This is a genomic window from Massilia sp. IC2-476 (assembly GCF_020707295.1).
Classification (GTDB): domain Bacteria; phylum Pseudomonadota; class Gammaproteobacteria; order Burkholderiales; family Burkholderiaceae_D; genus Telluria.
Window position 1 is genome coordinate 286,757 of record NZ_JAJFER010000001.1, and the last position, 22,310, is coordinate 309,066.

23 protein-coding genes are annotated in these 22,310 nt (G+C 63.8%); 6 read left to right on the forward strand and 17 right to left on the reverse strand.

The window, feature by feature from the left end; all coding sequences use genetic code 11:
* Positions 1-33 precede the first annotated feature (33 nt).
* The 4 genes from LK539_RS01370 to LK539_RS01385 all read left to right on the forward strand — a co-directional run bounded on the left by LK539_RS01370 (position 34) and on the right by LK539_RS01385 (position 1,482).
* Positions 34-285, forward strand: coding sequence for a hypothetical protein (locus LK539_RS01370; protein WP_227799115.1), 252 nt, complete (start codon positions 34-36; stop codon positions 283-285).
* Between the two features lie 245 nt (positions 286-530).
* Positions 531-788, forward strand: a complete 258-nt coding sequence (locus LK539_RS01375; RefSeq protein WP_227799116.1) for a hypothetical protein — start codon at positions 531-533, stop codon at positions 786-788.
* Positions 789-870: 82 nt separating this feature from the next.
* Positions 871-1,104, forward strand: a complete 234-nt coding sequence (locus LK539_RS01380) for a hypothetical protein (protein ID WP_227799117.1) — start codon at positions 871-873, stop codon at positions 1,102-1,104.
* 135 nt (positions 1,105-1,239) lie between these two features.
* Positions 1,240-1,482, forward strand: coding sequence for a hypothetical protein (locus tag LK539_RS01385; RefSeq protein WP_227799118.1), 243 nt, complete (start codon positions 1,240-1,242; stop codon positions 1,480-1,482).
* Between the two features lie 72 nt (positions 1,483-1,554).
* Here LK539_RS01385 and pulA read toward each other — a convergent pair whose 3' ends face one another.
* The 9 genes from pulA to rpsF all read right to left on the reverse strand — a co-directional run bounded on the left by pulA (position 1,555) and on the right by rpsF (position 12,389).
* Positions 1,555-4,605, reverse strand: a complete 3,051-nt coding sequence (gene pulA, locus LK539_RS01390; protein ID WP_227799119.1) for a pullulanase-type alpha-1,6-glucosidase — start codon at positions 4,603-4,605, stop codon at positions 1,555-1,557.
* Positions 4,606-4,785: 180 nt separating this feature from the next.
* Positions 4,786-7,488, reverse strand: coding sequence for an EAL domain-containing protein (locus LK539_RS01395; protein WP_227799120.1), 2,703 nt, complete (start codon positions 7,486-7,488; stop codon positions 4,786-4,788).
* Positions 7,489-7,614: 126 nt separating this feature from the next.
* Positions 7,615-8,625 (reverse strand): inorganic phosphate transporter, encoded by a 1,011-nt coding sequence (locus tag LK539_RS01400; RefSeq protein WP_227799121.1) that lies wholly within the window; start codon positions 8,623-8,625, stop codon positions 7,615-7,617.
* Between the two features lie 23 nt (positions 8,626-8,648).
* On the reverse strand, positions 8,649-9,275 hold the full coding sequence (locus LK539_RS01405; protein WP_227799122.1) for a DUF47 domain-containing protein: 627 nt from the start codon (positions 9,273-9,275) through the stop codon (positions 8,649-8,651).
* Positions 9,276-9,363: 88 nt separating this feature from the next.
* Entirely contained in the window at positions 9,364-10,749 is a 1,386-nt protein-coding gene (locus LK539_RS01410) for a replicative DNA helicase (RefSeq protein ID WP_227799764.1), read from the reverse strand.
* Positions 10,750-10,856: 107 nt separating this feature from the next.
* The gene (gene rplI / locus LK539_RS01415; RefSeq protein WP_159703143.1) at positions 10,857-11,309 is read right to left on the reverse strand and encodes a 50S ribosomal protein L9; all 453 of its coding nucleotides are present in this window, start codon (positions 11,307-11,309) and stop codon (positions 10,857-10,859) included.
* A 37-nt stretch (positions 11,310-11,346) separates the two neighbouring features.
* Positions 11,347-11,637 (reverse strand): 30S ribosomal protein S18, encoded by a 291-nt coding sequence (gene rpsR / locus LK539_RS01420; RefSeq protein ID WP_036249492.1) that lies wholly within the window; start codon positions 11,635-11,637, stop codon positions 11,347-11,349.
* A gap of 35 nt (positions 11,638-11,672) precedes the next feature.
* Positions 11,673-11,963: a primosomal replication protein N gene (gene priB, locus LK539_RS01425; protein WP_227799123.1), complete on the reverse strand. Its 291-nt coding sequence runs from the start codon at positions 11,961-11,963 to the stop codon at positions 11,673-11,675.
* A 39-nt stretch (positions 11,964-12,002) separates the two neighbouring features.
* On the reverse strand, positions 12,003-12,389 hold the full coding sequence (gene rpsF / locus LK539_RS01430) for a 30S ribosomal protein S6 (protein WP_020656856.1): 387 nt from the start codon (positions 12,387-12,389) through the stop codon (positions 12,003-12,005).
* Between the two features lie 298 nt (positions 12,390-12,687).
* Between rpsF and lexA the strand changes: the two genes are divergently transcribed.
* Positions 12,688-13,320 (forward strand): transcriptional repressor LexA, encoded by a 633-nt coding sequence (gene lexA, locus LK539_RS01435; RefSeq protein WP_227799124.1) that lies wholly within the window; start codon positions 12,688-12,690, stop codon positions 13,318-13,320.
* Between the two features lie 86 nt (positions 13,321-13,406).
* On the opposite strand, the gene LK539_RS01440 is transcribed toward lexA, so the two are convergent.
* The 7 genes from LK539_RS01440 to accD form a co-directional block, all read right to left on the reverse strand.
* Positions 13,407-14,129, reverse strand: a complete 723-nt coding sequence (locus tag LK539_RS01440) for a tetratricopeptide repeat protein (RefSeq protein ID WP_227799125.1) — start codon at positions 14,127-14,129, stop codon at positions 13,407-13,409.
* 98 nt (positions 14,130-14,227) lie between these two features.
* On the reverse strand, positions 14,228-15,466 hold the full coding sequence (locus tag LK539_RS01445; RefSeq protein WP_227799126.1) for a cystathionine gamma-synthase family protein: 1,239 nt from the start codon (positions 15,464-15,466) through the stop codon (positions 14,228-14,230).
* A gap of 16 nt (positions 15,467-15,482) precedes the next feature.
* Complete coding sequence (gene purF, locus LK539_RS01450) at positions 15,483-17,006, reverse strand: amidophosphoribosyltransferase (protein WP_227799127.1); 1,524 nt, start codon at positions 17,004-17,006, stop codon at positions 15,483-15,485.
* Positions 17,007-17,056: 50 nt separating this feature from the next.
* Complete coding sequence (locus LK539_RS01455; protein WP_227799765.1) at positions 17,057-17,545, reverse strand: CvpA family protein; 489 nt, start codon at positions 17,543-17,545, stop codon at positions 17,057-17,059.
* Positions 17,546-17,570: 25 nt separating this feature from the next.
* The gene (locus LK539_RS01460) at positions 17,571-18,467 is read right to left on the reverse strand and encodes an SPOR domain-containing protein (protein WP_227799128.1); all 897 of its coding nucleotides are present in this window, start codon (positions 18,465-18,467) and stop codon (positions 17,571-17,573) included.
* Positions 18,468-18,477: 10 nt separating this feature from the next.
* Entirely contained in the window at positions 18,478-19,776 is a 1,299-nt protein-coding gene (gene folC / locus LK539_RS01465; RefSeq protein WP_227799129.1) for a bifunctional tetrahydrofolate synthase/dihydrofolate synthase, read from the reverse strand.
* Between the two features lie 83 nt (positions 19,777-19,859).
* A complete protein-coding gene (gene accD / locus LK539_RS01470) occupies positions 19,860-20,732 on the reverse strand; it encodes an acetyl-CoA carboxylase, carboxyltransferase subunit beta (protein WP_227799130.1) in 873 nt (290 codons plus the stop codon).
* A 234-nt stretch (positions 20,733-20,966) separates the two neighbouring features.
* On the opposite strand from accD, the gene LK539_RS01475 reads away from it, so the two are divergent.
* The gene (locus LK539_RS01475) at positions 20,967-21,851 is read left to right on the forward strand and encodes a transglutaminase family protein (RefSeq protein WP_227799131.1); all 885 of its coding nucleotides are present in this window, start codon (positions 20,967-20,969) and stop codon (positions 21,849-21,851) included.
* Positions 21,852-21,939: 88 nt separating this feature from the next.
* On the opposite strand, the gene LK539_RS01480 is transcribed toward LK539_RS01475, so the two are convergent.
* Positions 21,940-22,227, reverse strand: coding sequence for a hypothetical protein (locus tag LK539_RS01480; protein WP_227799132.1), 288 nt, complete (start codon positions 22,225-22,227; stop codon positions 21,940-21,942).
* Positions 22,228-22,310 lie beyond the last annotated feature (83 nt).

Here is a 22,310-nt window from a genome sequence, read left to right on the forward strand (position 1 = left end):
CTTCAAACCTTCCATTCAAGACAGGAGAAGTTCATGAAATATCTGCCGCTTTCCGCCGCCCTCGCCCTCGCCTTCGGCCTGGCCGGCTGCGCCGCCACCGATACCCCGGCCAATGGCCAGAAAGTCGCCCGCGAGGAATCCTACGCCCCGGTCGGCACCATGATCCCGCGCAAGAACGGTAGCGGCCTCGGTGCCGGGCCGGTCACCGCGGTCGACAAGACCCAGGTCGAAAATGCGCGCGCCATGCAATCGAACGGTGTCGCCGGCGCGCCTCCGGGCGCCTGATCCACGCTGCAAGTGTTCAATAAAGGCCAGGAGCATAAAGCACTCCTGGCTTTTTCATTCGATAGCGCTGTGCCGCACTATCCACAGAGGGTAATCATCACCCAGGACAGGCTGAAGCGGTTTTTGCCGGGCGAGTGACATTAGAATAGTTAATGTAATTATTTGCCGATCTGGCGAATCATGCATATCTCATACTCGAGGGCAAAGGATGGCAGTCCATCGCTCCCGATTACCAGGAGACGTCGATGAAACACCTACCGCTGTTTACCGCCCTGGCGCTCGGGCTCGCCGCGAGCCTGGCGGGCTGCGCCGCTACCGAGCCCACGACCAGGGGCGAGAAAGTCGCCCGCGAAGAAGCCTATGCGCCGGTCGGCACTTTCATCCCGCGTAAGAACGGCACCGGTCTGGGCGCCGCGCCGATCACCGCAGTCGACAAGACGGCCGTCGAGAACGCGCGCGCCATGCAGTCCAGCGGCCTGGGCGGCCTCGGCAAACCGCTCTGACGCTGTCTCGATACGCCTGTTTCCGGAATCCGCAACGCTGCGGTTTGCATAGTTGAACGAAGCTTATGGAGGAGACCTCGACATGAAAACCATCATCCTGGCCGCCCTGGCATGTGTGCTGCTTTCCGGCTGCGCTACTGATCCGGCGGCGAAGACAGGCGAGCAAGTGGCGCAGAACAGCAGCTTTACGCATACCGGTTCGGCGATCCCGCGCGCCAAGGGCAAGGGGACTGGCGCTGCAGCGGTCGGTACCGCCGAGATGAACGAGCTGGAGAATGCCCGGATCATGATGAACACGGGCCTGAAGAAATACTGATTGCAGCAAGACAGGCAGCCTGGATGTGAATGAACCGTCTTTCTCATGCATACCAGGATGCAATTGATTTCCGCCGCGCACTTTGCCGTACGTGGCGGCGCATACGTTCGCTTTTCTGACAAGGAGTCGTTTTAGATGAAGAAGTTCCTGATGGCCGCTGCGGCCTGCACCCTGCTGGGCGGCTGCGCCTACTACGTCCCGTCCACCGGCGAGAACGTGGCCCAGAACGACGACGGTCGCTACGTCCCGACCGGCAGCAACATCCCGCGCAAGAAGGGCGAAGGTACGAGCAATGTCAGCACCCTGAGCAAGGTCGAGCTGGAGAGCGCCCGCATGGACGCCGGGTCGGCCCCGGTCATCCCGGCCAACCAGCAATAAGCGCCGGCATAAAAAAAGGCCAGGATTCCTGGCCTTTTCCTTTTGTGCTCAGTCGTCGTCAGGGCCGCTGCCCTACTCGACGAACACCGCCGTCGTGCGCGCGGGAATGGTGAAACTGCCGCTCGCCTCGACATAGCTCGAGCTCTTCACCACCGCGTCGTCCGACTTGCGCTGCAGCTTGTGCAGCTTCAGCTTCAAGCCCTTGAGTGCGGGGATCGCAAGGGTCTTCGCCTCCTTGTCCACGTTGAACAGCACCACCACGCTGCGGTACTGCGCGCCCGGATAGCGGGTCGGCTCGTCGCCGTCGATGCGCATCACGATCAGCCCCGGCTCCTGGTCCGGCCCCGTGTTGTGGAACTTCAGGCGCTCCATCACGTCTTTCGCCGTGCGCAGGCGGAACAGGCTGCTGTCCATGCGGATCGCCAGCAGGTCTTCGAAGGCCGACCTGGCCGACAGGATCGCGCCGGAATCAGGCTTGATCAGCGGGTTTTCCAGGATCGGCGTCATCAGGCCCCAGTTGTCGCGGTTGACGCCCGCCATCGGCAGGCCGACGCCGAAGTTGTTCGCGGCATAGCTGTAGTCGAGGCGGTTGAACCAGTCGCCCGCGTTGTAGCTGTCGCGGTCGAGCGACTTCGAGCGCAGCAATTCCTGGCCGGCATGGATGAAGGGCACGCCCTGCGACAACAGCACGATGGCGGCGCCCAGGTTCTGCACCCGCACGCGGTCCGCCAGCGAGGTCGATTGCGGCAGCCTGAAGGCGTTGATGTCGAACAGGGTCTGGTTGTCGTGCTTCTCCACGTAGTTGATCGCTTCGAGCGGGCTGGCGGTGTAGCCGGCGCGCTGGCCGAAGTAGTCGATGTCGGCATTGCTGCGCAGCGAACCGAAGCGGTCGACAAAGCGGTAGTCGCGCAGGGTGCCGGACAGGCCCACGCGCACCATGTCGGCCAGGCGCAGCGCATCGTCGCGCGACTGGCGCGCCCGGTCGTTCGGGTCATACCACACGCCGTTGATGAAGCCCTGCTGGCTAATCAAGTTCTCGCCGCCGTCGCAGCAGCCGCCGCCGCGCACCGCATCGCGCAGGCGGTCGTTGAAGGAACCGATGCCGCTGCCATACAGGTTGGCCTGGCGCGCCTGCACGAAGCGCTGGTCATTGCCGACGGCGCCGAAGTTCCAGCCTTCGCCGTACAGGTAGATCTCGCGGCCGGCGGCACGGTTCACGGCCGTTTTCAGGCGCGTCATCAGCTCGAGCGGGGCAAAGGACATGATGTCGAAGCGGAAGCTGTCGACCTGGTAGGCCTTGGCCCACAGCGCCACCGAATCGACCATCAGCTTGCCCATCATGGTGTGTTCGGCCGCGGTGTCGGCGCAGCAGCTGTCGTTCAGGTTGGCGCCATTGCCGTTCAGGCGGTAGTAGTAGGCCGGCACGATCTTGTCGAGCACCGACAGGGGCCCCTGCTGCGAGCTGCTGGTGTGGTTGTAGACCACGTCCATCGCCACCCGCAGGCCGGTGTCGTGCAGGCCCTGCACCATCGCGCGGAATTCGCGGATGCGAGCAGCGCCGTCATTCGCGCTGGAGGCATAGCTGCCTTCCGGCGCGTTGTAGTGCACCGGGTCGTAGCCCCAATTGAAGCAGTCGCTGTCGCGCACCGCGTCCACCGCGGCCTGCTGGGCGCTCGATGCCGGCCCCGCATCCGGGATCGCAGGCGTAGTGCATCCGAGCTCGTTGACGCTGGCGATGTCGAAGGCCGGCAGCAGGTGCACGTGGGTCAGTCCGGCTTTCGCCAGCGACTTCAGGTGGCGCATGCCGTTCGACTGGCGCTCGGTGAAGGCCAGGTACTTGCCGCGCCGCGCCGCCGGCACCGAGTCGTCGCCGGCGCTGAAGTCGCGGATGTGCAGCTCGTACAGCGCGATGTCGCCCGCGTGCTCGAGTCTGGGGATGCGGTGCTGGTCCCAGCCGCGCGGCTTGAGCGCGTCGCTGTCGAGGTCCGCCACGAAGGAGCGGGCGCTGTTGGCGTTCAGGCTCACCGAATACGGGTCGGTGACGGTATTGGTCACGATGCTGTTGTTGGCCCAGCGCGACAGCACCTGCACGGTATACGTGTAGTAGGCGCGGTTGGTCCAGTTCGCGTTCGGCGCGGTGTAGCTCCACACGCCGGTGGCGGCATCAAAGCGCATCGGCACCGAACCGGAGCTTGGTGCGTTCGCATCCGGATAGATGTCGAGCGCCACCGACTTTGCGGTCGGGGCCCAGACCCGGAAGCTCGGCACGCCGGCGCCGTTGAAGCTTACCCCCAGCTTCGCGTTCGCGGCGCGCTGCCCGAACACGTCGTCGAGCATGCCCGCGTTCTGCAGCGAGGTGACCTGCACCAGCTTGCCGGCGGCGTCGAACTGGGCGATCGCGAACTGGGCGCTGGCCAAAGCGCCCAGTTTCGCCGCATCCGCGTTCGACAGGGCCAGGCCGGTGGCATTCGCCAGGTGCGGGAACTTCGTGCGCACCGCTTCGGGCAGCGGCGCCAGGCTCAGGTTCATGCTGCCGTCGGCGCCGCTTACGCCCGCCGCGCCGGAACCGAGCCCCCCATTGGCGGCGTAATACAGCTTGTAGCTGCCGGTGGCCGGCACACCGGGCCAGGCCAGGGTGTTCGCGGCCAGCCAGTGGGCGCTGGCGTTGAGCAGGCTGCCGTAGCTGAGTGCAGGCGGCGCCGTGTAGACGGTGCAGTCGCCTTCCAGCAGCCAGATCTCGTGGCCGCGGCTAGCCACGTCGTTCGGGAGCGGCGCGCCCTGGTCGGCGCCGCAGTTCTTGGTGCCGCTGCCGTCGGTGACGAGGAACCACAGCGCGGTCTTGCCGGCGGCAAGCGGGATGTCGACCCAGCCGCCGAAGCTGTCCGACTGGGTGAACATGAAGCGGTCGGTGATCCAGGCGGAACTCGGATTGGCCGGGCCGTCCCACGAATACACGCCCCACTGGGCGGCGTCGTTCTGGACGCGCCGGAAGTGGATGCGGATGGTGCCGGGCGCGACCGGCGCGGCGGCAGTGGTGGCAGTGGCGGCCGGCTGCTGGGCGTACGCGGCCGCTGCGGGCAGGCCGGCGCCGGCGACTGCCGCCAGCAGGCCGCAAGCGGTCATGGCGAACCGCAGCCGTGAAGTCAAACTACGTCTGGTGCGCATTGATGTCCCCTTTGTCATTGTTTTCTTTAGTAGTTACCGCCGGCAACAGCTGAGCAGGCGGTCACGGTAGCGAGCGCTACCATGTAATATTACTACCAACGTACTGACATTTAACAATGCGTTCGCTAAAAAACACTGTCATCCGCGTGCATGGATCTTCTCGGCCGGCACCGGACGCGAGAAGAAGTAGCCCTGCCCTTCGTCGCAGCCAAGGGTCTGCAGCAGCTGCATCTGGCGCCGGCTCTCGATGCCCTCGGCCACCACCCGCATCCCCAGCGCATGCGCCATGGCGATCATCGACGCGATCAGGGTGTCGCCTTCCGGATGCTCGATCCGCAGCACGAAGGCGCGGTCGATCTTGAGCACATCGAAGTGCAGCTTCTGCAACTGCGACAGCGAGGAGTAGCCGGTACCGAAGTCGTCGATGCACAGCTTGATCCCCATGTCGCGCAGCTGGCGGAACACGGCCGACTCGCCGATCCCTTCCTGCATCATCGACGATTCGGTCACCTCGATCTCGAGCAGCCTTGGGTCGATGCCGTGGCGCGTCACGGCCGCGCGGAACAGGCCGAGGATGTCCGACTGGCTGAACTGGCGCGGCGAGACATTCACCGACACCGGCACCGGCGCCGCGCCCTCGCGCTTCCACTGGGCCAGCTGGCGGCAGACGCCATCGATCACCTGCTCGCCCAGGCGGACGATCAGGCCGGTCTCCTCGAGCAGCGGAATGAAGCGGTCCGGCCCGGTCAGCCCGCGGTCCGGGCGCTCCCAGCGCACCAGCGCTTCCATGCTGGCCGGGGCGCCGGACACCAGGTCCACGCGCGGCTGGTAGTGCAGCACGAACTGCTGCCGGTCGAGCGCATGGCGCAGTTCGACCTCGGTTTCCAGACGGGTGCGGATCGCCTCGAAGAAGCTCTCGTGGAAGAAGCGGTACTTGCCCTTGCCCTCGGTCTTGACCGAGTACATGGCGATGTCGGCGTTCTTCAGCAGGGTCTGGGCGTCGTCGCCGTGCTCCGGGAACAGGCTGATGCCGATCGAGGCATTCAGGACGTGCAGCGCGTGCTGCAGGTGGAAGCCGTCGCGGAAGGCGCCGAGGATGCGCTCCGCCACGTGCTCGACATCCGTGCTGCTTGCGACCTGTTCGAGCACCACCACGAATTCGTCGCCGCCCAGGCGCACCACGTGGTCGCGCGGGCGCACCGCGATCCGCAGGCGCTTGCCCACGGTGCGCAGCAGCTCGTCGCCGGCCGCATGGCCGAGCGCATCGTTGACGGTCTTGAAGCCGTCCAGGTCGATAAACAGCACCGCCAGGCCCTGCCCGTCCGCGCGCGCCGCGCCGATCGCCTGCGGCAGGTACTGCTGGATCCAGTAGCGGTTCGGCAGGCCGGTCAGCTCGTCCGAATTGCTGCGGCGCTCGAGTTCGGTCAGGTGCGCCTTGCCCTCGCTGATGTCGCGGATCGTGACCGCCAGGTCGTCGCCGGCGCGCACCGCCTTGTAGCGGATCCACTGGGGCTTCAGGGGCTGCTCCGCCGACGGCGTCACCGGGAGCTCGCGGTCGTACAGCCCGGTGTCGAGCGCCTGGCACAGGCGCGCGCAGGCGGCGCGGAACAACTCGCCCTGGTAGAACTCGGAGAGACGGTGTCCGATCAGTTCCCTGGGCTGCTTGCCGAACATGTCGGCGCCAAACTGGTTGCAGTCGACGACCAGGAAATCGCGCACCACGCCCTGCAGGTCGCGCAGCGGGCGGTTGATGAAGAAGCCCTCGCCCGCATCCTCGGTGGCCAGCCGGTAAGTGGCGCGGATGGTCTCGACCTGGTGCCGGCGCCACTTCGCGTGCACGAAGACGGCGCTGGCCAGCAGCGCGGCCAGCGCCAGCCAGGCGGTGTTCCACCAGGCCCCGGCCAGCTGTTCCTGGCGGTGCGCGCGGTAAGGCGCCAGCGCCGTGTACTGGTCGACGCCGACGACGCCGACCAGGCCCAGCTCCGGAAACGGCCGCCAGCCGACCACGCGCGCGCGCCCGTCGGCGAAGCGAAGCCCGCCGTCCGGCTGGGCCACGCCGCTGGTCGCACCCAGGGGCAGCGGCGCCAGCAGGAATGGTGCGCCCATGCTGTGCACCGTGGCGCCGCTGCGGCTGGCGACCAGCGCGCCGTCCGCCGCCACCACGGCCACGAAGCCATGCTCGCCCAGGATCGGCTCGGCGTAGTGCTGGGTGAAGAAGGACGGCAGGACCGACACCAGCACGATGCCGTCGAAGCGTCCCTCGGGCGTCAACAACGGACGCGAGAAGGCGACCACCTCGCGCCCCGACAGGTCTCCCACCAGCGGGCGGCTCACGTAGAGCCGGTCGGCGCCGGCTGCCTGCTGGGCGCGGAAGTAGGCCCGGTCGCCGACGTAGCGGCCGACGGCGCCCGGATGGGTGCTGGTCATGATGCTCCCCTCGCGGTCGACCAGGGCCACGGCGGATATATATTGTTTGGAGAAAATCCCTGCCTCGAGCGTGCCCGACAGGTCGATACGCCGCCCCGATACCGCCCAGTTGTGGCGCAACAACAGCAACAGGCGATCGGTGTCGCCGATCGAGCGTTCGGTGCGGATCACCAGGCTGCGCGTATAGGCATCGACCTGTTGCGCCAGTTCGGTGCGGCGATCGCTCAGCTCGCGCCCGAGGTCGAGCAGCACATAGCTCCACAGCGCGACCGCGGCAGCCAGCGCGAGCGCCGGCCATACCAGCAGCAGCGCCATGCGCGGACGCAGGAAGGCCAGCAGCGGTCGCAGGCTGTCGATGGCCCGGAGTCCGGTCGCGGTTCCGGCGGGCATTGCCTTGTCGGCTTGCGGGGTCATGGCTCTGGTCGGATGGGCAGCGGCCCGTCCAGTATAACCGCGGGGGCTGCGGGTACCCGGACACGACGGGCGAAAAAAAACCCGGCAGCGCCGGGTTTTCTGGAAGCATTGCTTTCTCTGCTGTGCTTACATGATGTGGGTGCCGATCCACCAGGCCACAGCCGCCATGAAGGCCGACGCCGGGATGGTGAAGATCCAGGCCCAGACGATATTGCCGGCCACGCCCCAGCGCACCGCCGACATCTTCTGCGAGGCGCCGACGCCGACGATGGCGCCGGTGATGGTGTGGGTGGTCGACACCGGGATGCCGAAGTAGCTCGACATCAGCAGCGTCATGGCGCCACCGGTCTCGGCGCAGAAGCCGCCTACCGGCTTGAGCTTGGTGATCTTCTGGCCCATGGTCTTGACGATGCGCCAGCCGCCGAACAGCGTGCCGAAGGCGATCGCCGCGTAGCAGGAGATGATGACCCAGGCCGGCGGGTGCGCATCGCTGGCGCTGACGTAGCCGGCCGCGATCAGCAGCATCCAGATGATGCCCATGGTCTTCTGCGCGTCGTTGCCGCCGTGGCCCAGCGAGTAGGCGGCGGCCGAGGCCAGCTGCAGGCGGCGGAACCAGGTATCGACCTTGCGCGGCGTGGACTTCACGAAGCTCCACGAGACGATCAGCATGATGATCGAGCCGAGGATGAAGCCCAGCATCGGGGCCACCACGATGAAGGCGACGGTCTTGAGCAGGCCGCCGGCGACCAGCGAGCCGGTGCCCGCCTTGGCCACCGCGGCGCCCACCAGGCCGCCGATCAGCGCGTGCGAGGACGAGGACGGGATGCCGTAGTACCAGGTGATGATGTTCCAGGCGATCGCGCCGACCAGCGCGCCGAAGATCACGTAGTGGTCGACCACGTGCGGGTCGATGGTCCCTTTGCCGATGGTCTGCGCCACCTTCATGTTGACCACGAAGATCGCGATGAAGTTGAAGAAGGCCGCCATCGCCACCGCATGGTGCGGCTTCAGGACGCCGGTCGACACGACGGTAGCGATCGAGTTCGCCGAGTCGTGGAAGCCGTTCATGAAGTCGAAGACCAGCGCCAGCAGCACCAGCATGCCCAGCACGTAAATGCTGATGTTAACAGTTTCCATAATTGTTCTTGTTGTTGGCCGCGTTATGCGTTTTCGACGATGATGCCTTCGATGATGTTGGCGACATCCTCGCAGCGGTCGGTCACGGTCTCGAGGATCTCGTAGATGGCTTTCATCTTGATCAGGTTGCGCACGTCCGGCTCATCGCGGAACAGCTTGGACATGGCGGCGCGCATCACGTGGTCGGCGTCCGACTCGAAGCGGTCGATCTCTTCGCAGATGGCGACGATCTTGGCGGCGTTGCCCATGTCGTGCAGCAGGGCGACGGCTTCCTGGACCTTCTTGCAGGCCGACAGGCACAGTTCGGCCAGGCGCGCGGCTTCCGGGGTCACGGCGTGCAGGTCGTACAGCGACACGGTCTGGGCCGCGTCTTCCATCATGTCGAGGATGTCGTCCATGCTGGTGATCAGCTTGTGGATGTCGTCACGGTCGATCGGCGTGATGAAGGTCTTGTGCAGCATGTCGACGGTGGCGTAGGTGATCTTGTCCGCCTGTTTCTCGATGCTCTCCACGGCGTGGGTGCGGTTTTCCAGGTCGTCGAAGTTGGTCATCAGGCCAACCATTTCCTGGGCACCCTTCACGCACAGTGCGGCGTGCTGGTTGAACAGGTCAAAAAACTTGCCCTCCTGGGGCATCAGGCGTCCAAACATATTATTCTCCGTTGTGAATCTCTTGGGACTTCGAAACCGCCGCCACGGCTGGCAGCGGAAAAGGATTGAAACTGCGGCTTATCGAAACTTAGTCGCCCTGGTAGATACTCAGGTTACCGCTATAGTTGCCGAACTTGGTGTAGGAGCCGATCCAGGTAAGGCGAATCGCCCCGATCGGGCCGTTACGCTGCTTACCGATGATGATCTCGGCGGTTCCTTTATCGGGCGAGTCGGGATTGTAGACCTCGTCGCGATACAGGAAGATGATAACGTCCGCATCCTGTTCGATAGCGCCCGATTCGCGCAGGTCGGACATGACGGGTCGTTTGTTGGGGCGTTGTTCCAGCGAGCGGTTCAGCTGGGACAGTGCGATGACGGGGCAATGCAGCTCTTTCGCCAGGCCCTTGAGCGAACGCGAGATCTCCGAGATCTCGGCCGCCCGGTTGTCGCCCGGCTGGCTGCCCTGCATCAGCTGCAGGTAGTCGACGATGATCAGGCCAAGCTTGCCGCACTGGCGCGCCAGGCGTCGTGCCCGCGCGCGCATTTCGATCGGATTGAGCGCCGGCGTCTCGTCGATGTAGAGCTGGGCGTCGTTCATCTTCTGGATCGCATGGGTCAGGCGCGGCCAGTCTTCGTCGTTCAGGCGGCCGGTACGCAGGCGGTGCTGGTCGAGCTGGCCCACCGAGCCGAGCATACGCATGGCCAGCTGGGCGCCGCCCATCTCCATCGAGAACACGGCCACCGGCAGGCCGGCTTCGATCGCGACGTTCTCGCCGATGTTGACCGAGAACGCGGTCTTGCCCATCGAGGGACGGCCGGCCACGATCACCAGGTCGCCCGGCTGCAGGCCGGAGGTCATGCGATCGAGGTCGATGAAGCCGGTCGGCACGCCGGTGATCTCGCCCTGGTTCTCGCGCGAGTACAGTTCGTCGATGCGCTCCACCACCTGGGTGAGCAGCGGCTGGATCGGGTTCCAGCCCTGCTGGCCGCGCGCGCCGGTTTCCGCGATCGCGAAGATCTTCGACTCGGCCTCGTCCAGCATCTGCTTGACCTCCTTCCCTTGCGGGTTGAAGGCGTTGCCCGAGATTTCGTCGGCCACCGTGATCAGGTTGCGCAGGATGCCGCGGTCACGCACGATCTCGGCGTAGCGGCGGATGTTGGCGGCGGACGGCGTGTTCTGCGCCATCGCGTTCAGGTATTGCAGGCCGCCGACCTCTTCGGCCTTGCCCAGCATGTTGCAGGCTTCGTAGACCGTGATCACGTCGGCCGGCTTGCCGGCATTGATCAGGCGGATCATCTGTTCGAAGATGATGCGGTGATCGTAGCGGTAAAAATCCTCCGCGTGCATGAAGTCGGCAATGCGGTCCCACGCGGCATTGTCGCGCAGGAGGCCGCCGATGACGGACTGCTCTGCTTCGATGGAATGCGGCGGGATGCGCAGGGAATCGACTTGCGGATCGGCTGGGGAATTCATGGCGGGCATTATACCTTCTCCTGTCATCCGGCTGTCATAAAGGCTCAGTTTTTCAGGACGTAAAAAAAGCCGGGCGAGCCCGGCTTTTTCATTTATACAACACTTGCTTAGGCAGCTTCACCGACAACAGCGATGGTGATCTCCGAGACGACGTCGGTGTGCAGCGCGACGGCGACCGGGAATTCGCCGGTGGTCTTCAGCGGGCCGGTCGGCAGGCGAACCTGCGACTTCTCGACCGGGAAGCCTTGCTTGCTCAGGGCTTCGGCGATGTCGAAGTTGGTGACCGAACCGAACAGACGGCCGTCCACGCCCGCCTTCTGGGCGATGGTGACGGTCATGCCGCTCAGCTTGTCGCCTTGCGCCTGGGCAGCCGACAGCTTTTCAGCTGCTGCTTTTTCCAGTTCGGCGCGCTTGACTTCGAACTCGGCCACAGCAGCCTGGGTAGCGCGGCGTGCCATCTTTTGCGGGATCAGGAAGTTACGTGCGTAACCGTCCTTGACTTTGACGACGTCGCCCAGGTTGCCGACGTTAACAACTTTTTCGAGCAGAATAACTTGCATATTTTTTCTCCAGGATAACTGACTGACGTGCCGACGCTTAAGCGTTGTGCAGGTCGGTGTACGGCAGCAGCGCGAGGTAGCGTGCGCGCTTGATGGCGGTGTCGACCTGGCGCTGGTAGTGCGCCTTGGTGCCGGTCAGGCGTGCCGGCATGATCTTGCCGTTTTCCTGGACGAAGTCCTTCAGGGTGTCGACGTCCTTGTAGTCCACCTGTTCCACGCCTGCGGCGGTGAAGCGGCAGAACTTCTTGCGCTTGAACAGCGGGTTCTGCTGTTTGCGCTTGAGTTTTTCTTTAGCTTTGTTTTTGTCGAACTTTTTACCGAATGCCATTTCGAGGCTCCTGTATCTAATCTAAATTGGCCGTTTTAGGCGGCACTGAAATCAATGATGTGAAACACCAAGGCTTTGCTGTTGCGGTTTTTTCGTGCAAGGAATCCTTCGAACCGGTAGGCGGCGCCGAGTTCGGCGCTGTCCAGCCTGCCTGAAATCTCGCCCGCGCCGAGCGCAGGCATTTCAAACTCGACCAGTCTTGCCACTCCGGCTTCGACCTGCTGCGAACTGTGCTGCAGGATGGCGCCCACGATGGGGACGCCGGCCGGGGTGAATCGCAGTACGTCTCGCTCCGCGATGGTCGCGATGAGCTGGAACTGATTCACTGCGATGCTTTACTTGGTTCGTTAATTCCTGGAAAAAACTTAGGCAGCTGCGGCCGGGGCAGCGGCTGCTGCTTCTGCGCGGTGGCTCTTGGCTGCGTCTTCGCGCTGGACCGACTTCATCATCGGCGACGGTGCGGTTTCGGCCTTCTTCATCTTGACGGTCAGGTGACGCAGGACGGCATCGTTGAACTTGAATGCGGTTTCCAGCTCGACCAGGGTCTCGTTGTCGCACTCGATGTTCATGCAGATGTAGTGGGCTTTCGGCAGCTTCTGGATCTGGTAAGCCATCTGGCGACGGCCCCAGTCTTCCACGCGATGGATGTTACCGCCGCGGCTGGTCACCGTGGTCTTGTAACGCTCGATCATCGCCGGAACTTGCTCGCTCTGGTCCGGGTGGACGATAAAAACGATTTCATAATGACGCATGCAACACTCCTTAAGGACGTTTAAACAAATGCCCACCTCGGCGTCAAGACGAGTGTGGGAAGGGGTAAGCCCACGATTATAGCCGGAAAAGCGGGCAGTTGGGAAGCCGGGGTGTGGTTTGGGATGGAAGGAGACCTTGCCTGTCCGCCAAGTACCTGCGTACACGCCGCCACACTTTGGCAGTCGGAGGACCCGGATTGCACAATTTTTTTACACTTTTCCCGCGTTTGCCCTTGCGCATTGCGGAATACTGTACAAAAATACAGTCTGCTCTTACAACTAATGCCGTATAACACCCATGCTCAAGCTCACTGCAAGGCAAGAACAGATCCTTAACCTGATCAAGGAAGCGATCGAGAATACCGGTTTCCCGCCGACCCGCGCCGAAATCGCGGCCGAGCTGGGTTTCAAGTCGGCCAACGCGGCCGAGGAACACCTGCAAGCCCTGGCGCGCAAGGGCGCGATCGAGATTTCGCCGGGCACCTCGCGCGGTATCCGCCTCGTCGGCGCCTCCGTCGAGCAGATCCCGATGCCGCCTCCGAACCTGATGATGTCGCTGCCGCTGGTCGGCCGCGTCGCCGCCGGTTCGCCGATCCTGGCGCAGGAACACGTCGAAGCCACCTACTCCGTCGACACCGCCATGTTCTCGGCGCGCCCCGACTTCCTGTTGAAGGTCAAGGGCTGGTCGATGCGCGACGCCGGCATCTGCGATGGCGACTTTCTGGCGGTCAAGAAGGTCGACAGCGCCAAGAACGGTCAGATTGTCGTCGCCCGCCTGGGCGAGGAAGTCACCGTCAAGCGCTACCGCAAGACCGGCAACCTGGTCGAGCTGCTGCCGGAAAACCCGGACTTCAAGGTGATCCAGGTGACGCCGGAAGACGAGTTCGCGCTCGAGGGCCTCGCAGTCGGCCTGATGCGCAGCTGGCACTAACAATTCCCCCGATGGCTGCGTTGCATCGCCTTGCCCTCGGGGTTTTGTTAGTCGAGCGTAAAAAAAGCGGGCACGGCCCGCTCTTTTTATTTGTCCTTGAACAGGGTCGAGCTGTTGGTCTTGACCATCTTGTTGTGTTCGGAGACATAAGCCTCGGTCGCCTTGCGCCAGGCTTCGAAGTCCGCCAGGATCAGCTTCGAACTCACCTTGGCCTCCTCCGACAGGTTGGCCTGCAGCTGCTCCAGGTGGGCGTTCGATTTCTCCAGCTCGTCCTTCTTCATCAGCTTGCGGATGTCTTCCGGCACGCGCTTGGTGAGCGGCGAGGCCGCATTCAGGTTGGTGACGTACTTGTTGTAGCAATCCTGCCAGGTGTTGATGGCGGCGCCGATGCGGTCGATGTCGGCGTTGATCTTCGACATCGCCGGGATGCGCGGCGCCGTGCAGCGGAATTCGCCCGACTTCAGGTCTTCGCCATCGTAGCCGCTGATCCAGTAATCGATCTCCTTGCGGCGCTTGACGCGCTGGTCCATCAGCTCGAGGGACGCGATCGCGACCTTGTTGCCCTTGGCGGCAGCCTTCTTGAACACGGCCTCGGCCTTCGCCTCATCCACCTGCCCCGCTTCGCCGTACCAGTACATCTGGCCGAGCGCCTGCTGCGCGTCCGGGTTACCGGCATTGGCCAGTTTGGTATAGATCTTCAGCGCCGCCGCGTAGTCCTTTTTCTCGAACAGGGCGTTGGCGTCTTCCAGCTCGCCGGCAAAGGCGGCGCCGCACAGCAGCAGGGAGGCAAGGAACAGCTTGGTCTTCATAGACGTGATACCGATGGGAATGGAGTCCCATGATAGCGGTAATGTGCCGTGCCGCTCAACCGCTGAATGAAAAACGGCAGCCGTAGCTGCCGTCGTGTTTACGCTTCCAGCGCCTGGCGGAAGTCCGCCAGCAGGTCGTCCGTGTCCTCGATGCCCACCGACACCCGGATCAGGGATTCGGCGATGCCCATGCTGGCGCGACGCTCGGGCCCCATCTCGAAGAAGATCGTGTGCGCCACCGGGATCACCAGGGTGCGGGTGTCGCCCAGGTTGCTGGCCGGGATGCCCAGCTTCAGGCGGTTCAGGTAGTCGAAGCAGTCGATATCCTCGCGCAGCTCGAAGCTCATCAAGGAGCCGCCCGCGCGGAACAGCTCCTTCGTGATGCCGTGCTGCGGATGCGAAGGCAGGCCCGGGTAGTGCACTGCCGAGACCCGCTCATCCGCCTCCAGCATCTGCGCCAGCGCCAGCGCATTGCTGCTGGTGCGTTCCATGCGCAGCGCCAGGGTCTCGGCGCCCACCGCGATGTGGTGCGCCGCCTCCGGGCCGAGCGCCGCGCCGAAGTCGCGCAAGGCCTTGGCGCGCAACTGGGCCAGGCCCTGGTTGGCGGCCGGCTGCTTGCGGAAGTTGGCCGCGATGTTCGGGTAGGCGCTCCAGTCGAACAGGCCGGTGTCGGTCAGGGCGCCGCCGAGCGCATTGCCATGCCCGCCGATCGACTTGGTCAGCGAATTGACCACCAGGCCCGCGCCCACCGCCTTGGGACGGAACAGGTAGGGCGTGGTCATGGTGTTGTCCACCACGTAGAGGATGCCGCGCTCGCGGCACAGCTGGCCGATGCGGGCGAGGTCCGCCACCTGGGTGCGCGGGTTGGCGATGGTCTCGACGAACACCATGCGCGTCTCAAGCGTCAAGGCCGCTTCCACCTTGGCCACATCGGTGGCGTCGACGAAATCGACGCCGACGCCCTGCCCCGCCACGGTCTGCCACAGGCTGTTGGTATTCCCGAACAGGAAGGACGACGACACGATGTGGTCGCCCGCCTTCAGGAGCGCCTGGAACAGCGCGCCGATGGCGCCCATGCCGGTCGCGAAACAGATGGTGCCAACGCCATCTTCCATCTTCGTGATCTTGTCCTCGAGCGCGCCCACGGTCGGATTGCCCTGGCGGCCGTAACGGAAGCCCGGCTCCTTGCCCTGGAAGACCGACGCCAGCTGGCGCGCGTCGGCGTAGCCGAAGGCGACCGAGGTGTGCACCGGCTTGTGCAGCGAGCCCTGCTCGATCGTCTTGCGGCGGTCGTTGTGCAGGATCGTCGTGGTGAAACCGAACTTCTGATCGCTCATCGCGCTTGTCGCTCCATTACTCGGTCACGGCCGGGGTGTTCAGGTTCAGTTGCGTACGCACCGGATCCTCGACCTGGTTCTTCTTCGGGCTGTGGCGCGCGCTCTCCTGGCGGTCCAGGTATTCCGGGGTCACGTCACCGGTCACGTAGACGCCGTCGAAGCACGAGGCCTCAAAGTTCTTCAGGGCCGGGTTGACGTCCGAGATCGCCTTCTTGAGCGCATCGACGTCCTGGTAGACCAGGCGGTCGGCGGTGATCTCGCGGCACACCTCTTCTACGGTGCGGCCGTGGGCGATCAGCTCGTCGCGGGTGGGCATGTCGATGCCGTACACGTTCGGGTACAGCACCGGCGGCGCGGCCGAGGCGAAGAAGACCTTGCGGGCGCCGGCGTCGCGCGCCATCTGCACGATCTCGCGGCTGGTGGTGCCGCGCACGATCGAATCGTCCACCAGCAGCACGTTCTTGTCCTTGAATTCGGACGCGATCGCGTTCAGCTTCTGGCGCACCGACTTCTTGCGCATCCCTTGGCCCGGCATGATGAAGGTGCGGCCGATGTAGCGGTTCTTGATGAAGCCTTCGCGGTATTCGACGCCGAGTTTCAGCGCCAGCTGGATCGCGGCCGGACGCGAGGAATCCGGAATCGGCATCACGACGTCGATTTCCTCGACCGGGATCTCCTTGCGGATCTTGTCGGCCAGGTACTCGCCCATGCGCAGGCGGGTCGCATAGACCGAGGCGCCGTCGATCACGGAATCCGGACGCGCCAGGTACACGTATTCGAAGGCGCAGGGGTTCAGCGACGGGTTCTCGGCGCACTGCTGCTGCGACATGTTGCCGTCGTTGTCGATGAAGACCGCTTCGCCGGGCGCGATGTCGCGCACGAAGCGGAAGCCCAGGCCTTCCAGCGCCACCGATTCGCTGGCCACCAGGTATTCGGTGCCATGCTCGCCTTCGTTCACGCCCAGGCACAGCGGACGGATACCGAAGGGGTCGCGGAAGGCCAGCATGCCGTGGCCGGCGATCTGCGCCACCACGGCATAGGCGCCGCGCACGCGGCGGTGCACCGCGGCCACCGCCTTGAACACGGCTTCCTTGTCGAGGTTGTAGCCGTCGGCCGCTTCCTGGATCTCGTGGGCCAGCACGTTCAGCAGCACTTCCGAGTCGGAATCGGTGTTGATGTGGCGGCGGTCGTTCTTGAACAGCTCTTCCTTGAGCTGGGCCTGGTTGGTCAGGTTGCCGTTGTGGGCCAGGGTGATGCCGAACGGTGCGTTGACGTAGAAGGGCTGCGCCTCTTCCTCGCTCGACGAGCCGGCGGTCGGGTAGCGGCAGTGGCCGATACCGGTATTGCCCTGCAGCGAACGCATATTACGGGTGCGGAACACGTCACGCACGAGGCCGTTGGCCTTGTACATCGAGAACATGCTGCTGTGATTGGTTGCAATGCCCGCCGCGTCCTGTCCGCGGTGCTGCAGCAGCAGCAAGGCGTCATAGAGAAGCTGGTTGACGGGATTGTTCGAGACGACGCCGACGATGCCACACATGGTGCGCTCCTAAAGCTGGACTGCCTGATTACAGAAATGTCAAAAACGAATCAAAAATTCACATGCTGCGCCATGGCAGCTGGGAGAAATGGTTTTACCGTGCGCGCGCCGGTTTCCGCCATGGGCGACAGCAACGCGTTCCTCCAGAAATCCTGTTGCGGGATGGAAGTCATCCCACTCAATATGACGGCGGCAAGCACGATTACAATGCCGCGCGCCAAGCCAAACAATCCACCGAGGCCGCGGTCCGCGAGGCTCAGCCCGGTGGCCGTGATCAGGGCGCCAATCGCCAGCGACAGCAGGCCCATCAGGATACGCACGCCCAGGAACAGCAGCACGAAGGCCATGATCAGGCGCGCGGTCTCGCCCGGAAGCAACTCCGGCAGCATCGGCGCCAGCTTTGCGCCGTAGGCGTTCGCCACCACGAAGGCGACGATCCAGCCCAGCAGCGACAGGATCTCCTTCACCAGTCCCCGCAAGGTGGAAATGATGACGGACGACACCAGCACGAACAGCACCAGGTAGTCGAAAATCGTCACGCCCTGCAACCTTCCGTTCGTGCGTTCAGAGCGGCACCAGGCTGCCGGACAGGCCCATGCCGATCAGTTTCGAGCGGATCTTCTCGCCCTCTTCCTTGCTGTACGGTCCCACGCGCACGCGGATCAGGTCGCCCGACTTCTCGGTGAACGAGGACACGCCGGCCGCGCGCAGGCGGCTCTGCAGTTCGTTGACCTTTTCCTGCGTGGCCAGTGCGGCCACCTGCACCACGTACTTCTGGGCCGGGCCGGCGGCGACCTTGGCGGCCGGCTTGTCTTCCAGGATGGCCAGGGCGCGTGCGGCGTCTTCGTGGCGCGGTTTCACTTCCACCGGCTTGGCGGCCGGCTTGTCGAGCTTCTTCGCTTCCAGATCGGCGGCCTTCGGATGCGTTTCAGCCTCCGGCTTGCGCTTCGGTTCCAGCTTCACAGGTTCAGGCTTGGGCGCTTCGGTACGGGTGGTGTCGACGCTGCGCATCGGCGCCGGTTCGGCCGGCGGGGCCGCGACCGGTGCGGTTTCCTGCGCCTGGGCGGTGGGTGTGTCTTCCGGTTCGACAATCTCTTCGCCGCTATCGACGGTGGCTGCGGCGGGTACCGGCAGCGGCGCCGCCTTGTCCTTGGCCGGGATATTGATGGCGATGTCGGTGCCGAGCGGCTTGGGCTCGGAATCGAGCAGCATCGGCAGGCCGACCGCGGCCGCGAGGGCCAGCGCGATCGCGCCTACCAGGCGGCGGCGCGCGCGCTTCTTCTCGGGGAGGATCGGATCGTTGCCGGCGCGTCCGCGGCCGCGGGTCGCGCCTTCGCCGGCGTGGGAGGCACGCTTGGAGCGGGCCTGCTGCCCGTAGGCGGCATCGTCGTCCTTGACGAAGTGGCCGCTGTCCCGGACCGTGTCTTGCTTGTTTTTGCTACCGAACGAGAACAAGCCCATGCGTTTTTATTCAGTGAAGAGAGGATTTTCGGGCCGCCATCACGCCGGCGACCGTGTAGAACGAGCCAAAGACCACAATTCTATCATTCTCCCCTGCCCGGCTCACGGCATTCGCATAGGCCTCCGCCGGGGAGGCAAAGGCGGTGACGGAAAAATCGTCCGGTTTCGCGCCCGCAGGCGCCAGGGCCGCCAGCTTTTCCGCCAGCTGTTCCGGCTGCGCGGAACGGGGCGACGGCAGCGCGGTCACGCACCAGTGGTCGACGATGCCCTTCAGGGGCGCGATCACGGCGTCGATGTCCTTGTCTTCCATGATGCCGAACACCGCGTAGGTGTAACGGTGGAAGCCCATGTTGCCGAGGTTGTGCGCCAGGGTGCTTGCGGCATGCGGGTTGTGGGCGACGTCGAGCACCTGGGTCGGGCGGCCCGGCAGCACCTGGAAGCGGCCCGGCAGCTCGACCATTGCGAGGCCGGCGCGCACTTCCTGGGCGCCGCAAGGCAGCTGCATGCGCAGCACCTCGAGGGCTGCCAGCGCGGCCGAGGCGTTGAGCAGCTGGTTGGCGCCGCGCAGGGCCGGATAGGCCAGCGCATTGCGGCGCTGCCCGCGGCCGCCATAGCTCCACTGCTGCTGGTCGCCCTGGTAGTTGAAGTCGCGGCCGAGTAGCCACAGGTCGGCGCCGATGCTCTCGGCATGCTCGATCAGCGTTTGCGGCGGCATCGGGTCGCTGCAGATCGCAGCCTTCCCGGCGCGGAAGATGCCGGCTTTTTCGAAGCCGATCTTCTCGCGCGTGTCGCCCAAGTAGTCGGTGTGGTCGATGTCGACGCTGGTGACGATGGCCACGTCGGCGTCGACCACATTGACCGCATCGAGGCGCCCGCCCAGGCCGACTTCGAGGATGGCGACGTCCACCCCGGCCTGCGAGATCAGGTGCATGATCGCCAGCGTGGTGAATTCAAAATAGGTCAGCGACACGTCGCCGCGCACGCGCTCCACCGCATCGAAGGCCGCCACCAGGGCCGCGTCGGACGCCATCTCGCCGTTGATGCGCGCGCGCTCGTTGAAGTCGAGGAAGTGCGGCTTGATGTACAGGCCGACGCGGTAGCCGGACTGCAGCAGCATCGCTTCCAGCATGGCGCAGGTCGAGCCCTTGCCGTTGGTGCCGGCCACCATGATCACAGGGCAGCTGAAGGCGAGCTGCAAACGCTCCTTGACGGCGCGCACGCGGTCCAGGCCCATGTCGATATGGGTTTCGGCATGGCGTGACTCGAGCAGTGCCAGCCAGTCGGGCAAGGTGGTCGGGAGAGTAGGCATGGGATGGAGCGGTGAGTGCGTGCCAGACGGCACGGGTGCGGACGCGCTGGGCATCCGCACCTGGGTGAAGGTTACGCTGTGGTTCAGGCCAGCGCGTCGGCGGCCTGGTTTTGCAGCAGCGCCAGCAGGCGGGCGATTTCTTCGCGCATCTTGCGGCGGTCGACGATCATGTCGACGGCGCCCTTCTGCACCAGGAACTCGGCGCGCTGGAAACCTTCCGGCAGCTTTTCGCGCACGGTGTTCTCGATGACGCGCGGGCCGGCAAAGCCGATCAGGGCCTTCGGTTCGGCGATGACGACGTCGCCCATGAAGGCGAAGGACGCCGAGACACCACCCATGGTCGGGTCGGTCAGCACGCTAATGAACGGCAGCTTCTTCTCCGACAGCTTGGTCAGCATGGCGGTAGTCTTGGCCATCTGCATCAGCGACAGCAGGCCTTCCTGCATGCGGGCGCCGCCGGTGGCGGTGATGCAGATGAAGGGGACCTTCTGCTCCAGGGCCACCTGGGCGCCGCGCACGAAGCGCTCGCCGACGACCGAACCCATCGAACCGCCCATGAATTCGAATTCGAAGCAGGCGACGACGACCGGCAGGCTCATGATCGAGCCGCCCTGCACGATCAGGGCATCGGTTTCGCCGGTGGCGTCCATGGCCTGCTTGAGGCGGTCCGGGTACTTCTTGCTGTCCTTGAACTTCAGGGTATCGACCGGCAGGGCTTCCTGGCCGATTTCGTAGCGGCCGCCCTCGTCGAGCAGGCTATCCAGGCGCTCGCGGGCGCGGATGCGCATGTGGTGATCGCACTTGGGGCAGACGTGCAGGTTCGACTCCAGGTCGGCGCGGTACAGGACCGATTCGCACGACGGGCACTTGACCCACAGCCCTTCGGGCATGGTTTTGCGGTTGGCGGCATCGGAGCGCTGGATCCGTGGGGGCAGCAGTTTTTCTAGCCAACTCATCTTTTCTCCTTTGCGGGCAATTCTTCGAAGTGGCGGTAGTGTAGCCGCAAGCGTCCGGCTTGTCGAATGATGTCACCCGGCTAATTATCCTTCAGACATCATCGCAGCCTGCGGCTCACCTGAGCTTTAGAAATATTGTTCTGATTGTGCAACATTATTAAGATTGCAAAGCCTCCGCCCGCGAGGATACGCGTCGAACAGGCCGAACCATTGCAATCAACACCCAATCGCTTCATGAAAAAACTCTTTGTTCTTTTATTCCTTGCCGCACAGCCGTTTCTTGTTTTTGCCCAATCGAATCGCACCAATCTCACCGAAAAAATCGACACCGCCAACTTGAACCTGCGTGCCTTGGGCGAGCAGATCACGCGCAACGATGGTACCGATTACCAGAAAGCCGCGAGCTTGCTGAACTGGGTGAGCAACCGCCTGGAATGGCTTGCAACCGACTACCAGCGCAGGACGGTCAAGGAGATCCTGGAGCGCGGAGGCGGAAACTGCTACGAACTGGCCGAGGTTTATCTGGCCCTGGTGCGCGAGATGAATATCAAGTCCCGCCCTATTGCGGAGATCAACCTGTCGAGATTGAATCCCGAAAGGCAGGCAGCGGCGGAACAGCTGGTCAAGGAAAAGGGACACCGTGCTTCAGTATTCGGCGCTCGCCATAATGACCACCGCTGGCTGGAAGTCTATGACGAAACCTCAGGCAAGTGGCTGCCCGTCGATCCGACCATGAATGTGATCGGCGTCGAGCAGTGGGTCAAGGCAAGGCTTGGGTTCGGCAAGCGGGTGACCATCGACCCCGTCATTTCCGACGACATGATCGCGCCGTTTGCGGTCTTCGTGACCGATGCCAGCAAGGCCAACATGATCGAAAACCGGTCCACTTACTACATGGTGGATCAGTTCAACAAGGTCTATCATGGCGAGCTATCGAAACTTCCTTCCTGGAGCAAATGGCTTGGATTGATACGTCAATTGTCCGAGCATTCCCGGTTGGCGTTCGAGAAGAAAGAAAATCTTCATCGTTACACGAAGCAGATAGAGGAACTGGATTCTGTCTATCGGGACTTGAAGGACGAGTACCTGAAATCCCATCAAGAGCTTGCCCGGGGCTGAGCCGCATAAGCACGCGGCATGTCGTCACGTAAAAAAGGACGCCGCAAAGGCGTCCCCGCGTTGGTCGGTGGTGCGGCAGCTTCGTCGCTTACACCTTGCTAGTGCTTGCCGACATTTCCTCAATGCTGTACTCCAGCCCGCCAACACGTTTTGCCACCACGTTATAGAGCCAGGCGACCAGGCCGGTACAAAGAAACGTGATGACACCGTAGATCAGCGGGGCGATCAGGAGCGTCAGGATTACGACACCGACGCCTCCTCCAAAAGCGCCAAAAACAGCGCCGATGGCGAGAAACGGAAGGGACATCACGATATACAGCAGAGTCAATACTTTGGCGGTCTGGGCCACGGATACGTTCACGATCTGTATTTTCATTTCATGATCCAAGGGATTTGTTTATCGGAAAAAACAAATCCAATGTACCGCCATGAAGCTGAACCCAAAACGTGTCAGCGCAA

Excerpts from the sequence above, each read along its gene's own strand:
- LK539_RS01370 (WP_227799115.1), top strand. The coding sequence starts at position 34 with ATGAAATATCTGCCGCTTTCCGCCGCCCTCGCCCTCGCCTTCGGCCTG.
- rpsF (WP_020656856.1), bottom strand. The coding sequence starts at position 12,389 with ATGCGTCATTATGAAATCGTTTTTATCGTCCACCCGGACCAGAGCGAG.
- accD (WP_227799130.1), bottom strand. The coding sequence starts at position 20,732 with ATGAGTTGGCTAGAAAAACTGCTGCCCCCACGGATCCAGCGCTCCGAT.
- rplI (WP_159703143.1), bottom strand. The coding sequence starts at position 11,309 with ATGCAAGTTATTCTGCTCGAAAAAGTTGTTAACGTCGGCAACCTGGGC.
- LK539_RS01440 (WP_227799125.1), bottom strand. The coding sequence starts at position 14,129 with ATGAAGACCAAGCTGTTCCTTGCCTCCCTGCTGCTGTGCGGCGCCGCC.
- LK539_RS01460 (WP_227799128.1), bottom strand. The coding sequence starts at position 18,467 with ATGGGCTTGTTCTCGTTCGGTAGCAAAAACAAGCAAGACACGGTCCGG.
- lexA (WP_227799124.1), top strand. The coding sequence starts at position 12,688 with ATGCTCAAGCTCACTGCAAGGCAAGAACAGATCCTTAACCTGATCAAG.
- purF (WP_227799127.1), bottom strand. The coding sequence starts at position 17,006 with ATGTGTGGCATCGTCGGCGTCGTCTCGAACAATCCCGTCAACCAGCTT.
- LK539_RS01475 (WP_227799131.1), top strand. The coding sequence starts at position 20,967 with ATGAAAAAACTCTTTGTTCTTTTATTCCTTGCCGCACAGCCGTTTCTT.
- LK539_RS01380 (WP_227799117.1), top strand. The coding sequence starts at position 871 with ATGAAAACCATCATCCTGGCCGCCCTGGCATGTGTGCTGCTTTCCGGC.
- LK539_RS01410 (WP_227799764.1), bottom strand. The coding sequence starts at position 10,749 with ATGAATTCCCCAGCCGATCCGCAAGTCGATTCCCTGCGCATCCCGCCG.
- folC (WP_227799129.1), bottom strand. The coding sequence starts at position 19,776 with ATGCCTACTCTCCCGACCACCTTGCCCGACTGGCTGGCACTGCTCGAG.
- LK539_RS01375 (WP_227799116.1), top strand. The coding sequence starts at position 531 with ATGAAACACCTACCGCTGTTTACCGCCCTGGCGCTCGGGCTCGCCGCG.
- LK539_RS01480 (WP_227799132.1), bottom strand. The coding sequence starts at position 22,227 with ATGAAAATACAGATCGTGAACGTATCCGTGGCCCAGACCGCCAAAGTA.
- LK539_RS01445 (WP_227799126.1), bottom strand. The coding sequence starts at position 15,466 with ATGAGCGATCAGAAGTTCGGTTTCACCACGACGATCCTGCACAACGAC.
- LK539_RS01395 (WP_227799120.1), bottom strand. The coding sequence starts at position 7,488 with ATGACCCCGCAAGCCGACAAGGCAATGCCCGCCGGAACCGCGACCGGA.
- rpsR (WP_036249492.1), bottom strand. The coding sequence starts at position 11,637 with ATGGCATTCGGTAAAAAGTTCGACAAAAACAAAGCTAAAGAAAAACTC.
- LK539_RS01385 (WP_227799118.1), top strand. The coding sequence starts at position 1,240 with ATGAAGAAGTTCCTGATGGCCGCTGCGGCCTGCACCCTGCTGGGCGGC.
- LK539_RS01405 (WP_227799122.1), bottom strand. The coding sequence starts at position 9,275 with ATGTTTGGACGCCTGATGCCCCAGGAGGGCAAGTTTTTTGACCTGTTC.
- LK539_RS01400 (WP_227799121.1), bottom strand. The coding sequence starts at position 8,625 with ATGGAAACTGTTAACATCAGCATTTACGTGCTGGGCATGCTGGTGCTG.
- pulA (WP_227799119.1), bottom strand. The coding sequence starts at position 4,605 with ATGACCGCTTGCGGCCTGCTGGCGGCAGTCGCCGGCGCCGGCCTGCCC.